Origin of the sequence: Pseudophaeobacter sp., from assembly GCF_048267565.1 — a bacterium.
Lineage (GTDB): Bacteria > Pseudomonadota > Alphaproteobacteria > Rhodobacterales > Rhodobacteraceae > Pseudophaeobacter > Pseudophaeobacter profundi.
This window is the reverse complement of record NZ_JBLWXG010000025.1, coordinates 1-5,748: the sequence shown is the minus strand read 5'-3', so window position 1 is coordinate 5,748 and position 5,748 is coordinate 1. Positions and strand designations below refer to the sequence as shown.

Below are 5,748 nucleotides of genomic sequence, written 5' to 3'. Positions count from 1 at the left end.
ATTTACACGACGTCCGACGCCCGCGCCAGATCTAGCGGCGCGGCCGAATGGGGGTCTATTCTCCCGGTGTGGGCGTCGGACGGCGCCGCTGAAGGGAATGAAACGGTGACCGCAGAATCCGATGAGATGATGCCGGTGTTCGCACGCGCGGGCGAGTCGACGATTACGCCGCGCCATCGCATCGAATCCGACGAGATGATGCCGGAGACCGCATATCAGATCGTGCACGACGAGACGATGCTCGACGGAAATGCCCGCCTGAACCTCGCGACCTTCGTCGGGACGTGGATGGACGAGCACGCAGACAAGCTGTATGCCGAGTCCTACGACAAGAACATGATCGACAAGGACGAGTATCCGCAGACTGCGGCCGTTGAAGACAACTGCTGGCACATGCTCGCCGATCTGTGGCACGCACCGGATGTCGAGGCATCCATCGGCACCTCGACGATCGGGTCATCCGAGGCCTGCATGCTCGGAGGACTCGCCTTCAAGCGTCGTTGGCAGATCGCGCGCCGGGCCGCGGGCAAGTCCACCGACAAGCCCAACCTGGTGATGAGCTCGGCCGTCCAAGTGTGCTGGGAGAAGTTCTGCAACTACTTCGACGTGGAGCCCCGCTTCGTGCCGATCAGCCTCGACCACAAGGTGCTCGACGGATTCGAACTCGACAAGTACGTCGATGAGAACACGATCGGAGTCGTCGCGATCATGGGGGTCACTTACACCGGGATGTACGAGCCGGTGGAGAAGATCGCTGCGGCGTTGGATGCGATTCAGGTGAAGACCGGCCTGGACATTCCGCTGCATGTGGACGGAGCATCCGGCGCGATGATCGCCCCGTTCGTCCAGCCCGATCTGGTGTGGGACTTCCGGCTGGACCGCGTCCATTCGATCAGCACGTCGGGGCACAAGTACGGGCTCGTGTACCCGGGACTCGGATGGGTCGTGTGGCGGGACCGCCAGTGGCTGCCCGAAGAGCTCGTCTTCGAGGTGAGCTATCTGGGCGGGTCGATGCCGACGTTCGCACTCAACTTCTCGCGCCCTGGTGCACAGGTCCTGCTGCAGTACTACCTGTTCCTCCGGCTCGGGACGACCGGCTACACGAAGATCCAGTCGGCGACGCGGGATGTGGCTCTCTACCTCTCCGGGGGTATCGCCAAGATCGGCGCCTTCGACCTCTGGAACGACGGCAGCGACATTCCCGTGTTCGCCTGGCAGCTCAAGCCCGGCCACACGAAGAACTGGAATCTCTATCATCTCTCCGACCGTCTGCGGATGAAGGGATGGTTAGTGCCCGCCTACCCGCTCCCCGACGGTCTCGCAGACCGCACGGTGCAGCGCATCGTCGTCCGCAACGGTCTCAGCATGGACCTCGCCGACGAACTCCTGGCAGACATCCAGAAGGAGGTCGCGTATCTCGATGCGCTCGAATCCCCGATGCCCGTCGAGGGTCAGCATCCCGGGTTCCACCACTGATCGGAGCGTGACTCATGTCGACAGAGACCCCGTCCCCGACGCCGGCGGCCGCCGACGTCCCCACCAATCGTGCCGCCGCCAGTTCGGCGAACCAGGCAGGCAAGATCACCGTCTTCGGCCTGGCGATCCTCAACATCGTCGCGGTCGTCAGCCTGCGCGGACTCCCCGCCGAGGCGGAGTACGGCCTCAGCTCGATCTTCTACTACGTGTTCGCCGCCGTGTTCTTCCTCGTGCCGGTGTCACTGGTGGCAGCGGAACTGGCCACGGGCTGGCCGGAGAAGGGCGGTGTGTTCCGATGGGTGGGCGAAGCCTTCGGCGGACGTTGGGCCTTCCTCGCGATGTTCATGCTCTTCATCGAGGTGACGATCTGGTTTCCCACCGCGCTGACATTCGGCGCCGTCGCGCTGGCATACACGGGACCCGACAAGGGGCTGGATGCGCAGATATCCGGGAACAAGTTCTTCGTGCTCGTCGTGGTGCTCGCCGTCTATTGGCTCGCGACGGTCATCGCGTTCCGCGGTGTCGCCGCCTTCGCGCGCATCGCCAAATGGGGCGGCATCATCGGCACCATCATCCCGGCCATCATCCTGATCGTGCTGGGGTTCGCGTACGTGTTCGCCGGCAACAAGCCGCAGATCGAGTTGAAGTGGGGCGACATCATCCCCGACTTCAGCAACTTCGGGAACATCGTCCTCGCGGCGAGCATCTTCCTGTTCTACGCGGGCATGGAAATGAACGCGATCCACGTGAAGGACGTCAAGAACGCGACCCGCAACTATCCGATCGCGGTAATCATCGCTGCGCTCGGCACCGTGGTGATCTTCGTGCTCGGCACGTTGGCGATCGCTTTCGTCGTGCCGCAGGCGGACATCAACCTCACCCAGAGTCTGCTCACCGCCTACAACGACATGTTCGCGTGGGCGGGGATCTCCTGGGCCGCGCCGATCATGGCGGTCGCGCTCGCGATCGGCGTCTTCGCGGGCATTGTCACGTGGGTCGGCGGCCCGTCCTCCGGTCTCCTGGTCGTCGCCAAGGCCGGCTACCTGCCGCGGTTCTTCCAGAAGACCAACAAGCACGGCATGGCCACCCATATCCTCCTCATCCAGGCGCTCGCCGTCACCGGCCTCTCGGTGCTGTTCGTCGTGCTCCCCTCTGTCCAGGCGGCCTACCAGATCCTCAGTCAACTGACCGTCATCCTGTACCTGATCATGTACATGCTGATGTTCGCGGCGGCGATCTACCTGCGGTACAGCCAGCCCGACCGGCCGCGCCCGTACAAGCTGCCCGGAGGCGACATCGGCATGTGGATCATCGGCGGAGCCGGCTTTCTCGGCGCCGCCCTCGCCTTCACATTCAGCTTCATTCCGCCCGACCAGATCTCGATCGGGAGCCCCCTTCTCTACGTCGGCCTGCTGATCGTGCTGGGGCTGATCTTCGTGATCATCCCGTTCCTCATCTACCACGCCCGCAAACCGCACTGGCGCGACCCGGCGAGTGACTTCGCGCCCTTCACCTGGCAGGCGGAGGGTGGTCACCCCGGCATCCCGTCGCACTCGCGGACGCCGACCAGCGACACCGCGTCGCTCACCCCGCCCGCCGCCCGGCCGGGCGATCCGACCCCACCCGCTTAGGAGTTGAGCACATGATCGATGCGGCGAAGATCCAGGATGCGGTGACCCGAGCACATACCGACAACCTCGCCACCACGACGGGAGCGAATGCCTCGTACATCCCGTACTTGGCCTCGGTCGACCCGGAGCTGTTCGGAGTGTGCGTGGTGACCGTCGACGGCCAGGTGTTCGAGGCCGGGGACTCTCGATTCGAGTTCGCGATCGAGTCCATCTCCAAGGTGTTCACGATGGCTCTGGCGATGGAGGAGGTCGGTCCGGAAGTGTTCCACAGCAAGGTCGGGGCAGACCCGACCGGGCTGCCGTTCAACTCGGTGATGGCACTGGAACTGCACAACGACCTTCCCCTGTCGCCCCTGGTGAACGCCGGAGCGATGTCCTCCACGAGTCTCGTCTCGGCGGATGGTCCCGAGGAACGCTGGCAGAAGATCCTCGCGATGCAGAGCGCGTTCGCCGGACGTTCGATCCAATTGAGCGACGACGTGAACCAGTCCGAGCAGACCACGAACTTTCACAATCGGGCGATTGCGTGGCTCCTGTACTCCGGCGGAGCGATGTACTCCGATCCGATGGAGGCGTGCGAGGTGTACACCCGCCAGTGCTCGACCCTCATCACCGCTCATGACCTCGCCGTGATGGGCGCCACGCTCGCGGCCGGCGGCGTCAACCCGCTGACCAAGAGACGGGTGGTCGCGGCGTCGAACGTTCCGCATCTCCTCGCCGAGATGACGATGGAGGGGCTCTACACCCGCTCGGGAGACTTCGCCTACACCGTCGGTCTCCCCGGCAAGAGCGGCGTCGGCGGAGGATTGCTCGCGGTCGCGCCGGGCGTACTCTCGATCGCCGCATTCTCACCCCCTCTGGATCCTGCGGGCAACAGCGTGCGGGGATGGGCGGCGGTCGCGCAGGTCGCCAATGAGCTGAACTGCGGGCTTTACCGGATCGCCGACTCGCGCGGCGAGAATTCCTCGGCGCAATAGGGCGGAGAAGTGCTGCCGGATCGTTCGCGCGCGCCCTCCGTCGAGGATGTCCGACACGGCTGCGTGCTGGGATCGCACGTGACGCATGCGATCCAGGTGGACGACAGACGTGGGATCGGGCGCTGACGTGACGGCCACTGGCGTGCGGGCACCCGTGGGTCCATTTCCCTTCGCCATCTGCGATCGGGATACTCGGAACCACACCGTCAGCCGCGGCATCACAAAGGAACCTCGATGATCACTGTTCATCTTCGCTATGAGATCGATCCCGACAAGCTCGACGACTTCACCGCGTACGGCCGCGCGTGGATCCGGCTTGTCAACAGGCTCGGGGGCACCCACCACGGCTACTTCATGCCCAGCGAGGGCGACAGCGACGAGGCGTTCGCGTTGTTCACCTTCCCGTCGCTGGCCGGGTACGAGATCTATCGGGACGCTTCGAAGGCGGATCCGGAGTGCCAGGCGGCATTCGAGCTCGCGCGTGTGACCGGCTGCATCCGTCGCTACGAGCGTCGGTTCCTCTCGCCGATATTCTCCTAGCGGTCGGCCACGGCGCGCGGCGGATGCTGGAGCGAAGCTGCTCGATGGCCGCTGACTGCGAGCGTCCCCGCAACCCGCCCGGTGAAGCGACCGAATGAACAGGCGCCGAACGCAACATTCAAGTGGCCCGATAGCAAGCGATGAGCAACCGCGCCTGTGCCCGATCAACGCGACGGGCTCCGGAACGGCAAGGTCCAAGCGTCCGTTGAAGTGCCGACGCTGAGCGCGAGACCCGCAGTTTGGGCGAGTTCGCCGTTATGGTGACATCTGTTTCGTGCGTCTCACTCAGCCGATCAGTCGTAACAACTCCGCCATTCGCGGCCCAGACGGCACCCGCTGAAGTCGAATGTGGCGCGAGCAAGGCGACGGTGCCGTACTTCTACCTCGTCGCGGACTGCCGTGTCGAGGCGCTGCTCGCCCTGCGCGCCGAGATCAACGCGACCTCCCCGCGGAAGACCTCGGTCAATGACTTCGTGCTGAAGGCCGTGGCCGGTGCGCTCATGGACGTGCCGTCCGCGAACGCCATCTGGAACGAGGACGGCATCCGCCAGTTCTCCTCGGCCGAGATCTCGGTCGCCGTCGCCACTGATGGTGGCCTGACGACGCCGGTGCTGCGCGGTGTCGAGCGCATGTCGCTCTCCGCCGTCAGCGCGAGCGTGGCCGACCTGGCCGAGCGAGGCCGCGCCGGGCGGCTCAAGCAGCACGAGCTCGAAGGTGGAAGCTTCTCTGTTTCGAACCTCGGAATGTACGGCACATCGCAGTTCACAGCCATTCTCAACCCACCGCAGTCCGGCATCCTCGCCGTCGGAGCAGCCCGCAAGATGCCGGTCGTCGATGCGAACGGAGACCTCATCATCGCTTCGGTGATGACAGTCACGTTGTCGGCCGATCATCGGGTGCTCGACGGGGCCGTGGCCGCTGAGTGGCTCGCGGCGTTCCAGCGTCGCGTCGAGAATCCGCTCTCCATGCTCATCTAGACAACGGCGCGGGATCACCCGCCCAGGGCATCTACTTCTGCAGCATCCGATTCGCGGGTCCGTTCAAGACACCTCCTATCCCAGTGGCCGTCCGCCTTCCGGACGACCGCGAAGGCAGCGATAACATCGTTACGATTCGTGGTAATC

Annotated in this window: 5 protein-coding genes; all 5 read left to right on the top strand. The window is 64.6% G+C overall.

The window, feature by feature from the left end; translation table 11 throughout:
- On the top strand, positions 1-1,476 hold a 1,476-nt coding region (gad, locus tag ACN0VH_RS20840), incomplete at its 5' end, for a glutamate decarboxylase (protein WP_417702534.1).
- A gap of 14 nt (positions 1,477-1,490) precedes the next feature.
- A complete protein-coding gene (gadC, locus tag ACN0VH_RS20835; protein ID WP_417702532.1) occupies positions 1,491-3,107 on the top strand; it encodes a glutamine/gamma-aminobutyrate antiporter GadC in 1,617 nt (538 codons plus the stop codon).
- Between the two features lie 11 nt (positions 3,108-3,118).
- The gene (gene glsA, locus ACN0VH_RS20830) at positions 3,119-4,084 is read left to right on the top strand and encodes a glutaminase A (RefSeq protein ID WP_417702530.1); all 966 of its coding nucleotides are present in this window, start codon (positions 3,119-3,121) and stop codon (positions 4,082-4,084) included.
- A gap of 234 nt (positions 4,085-4,318) precedes the next feature.
- On the top strand, positions 4,319-4,624 hold the full coding sequence (locus tag ACN0VH_RS20825) for an NIPSNAP family protein (protein WP_417702528.1): 306 nt from the start codon (positions 4,319-4,321) through the stop codon (positions 4,622-4,624).
- Between the two features lie 257 nt (positions 4,625-4,881).
- A complete protein-coding gene (locus tag ACN0VH_RS20820) occupies positions 4,882-5,601 on the top strand; it encodes a 2-oxo acid dehydrogenase subunit E2 (protein ID WP_417702526.1) in 720 nt (239 codons plus the stop codon).
- The last annotated feature ends 147 nt before the right edge of the window (positions 5,602-5,748 follow it).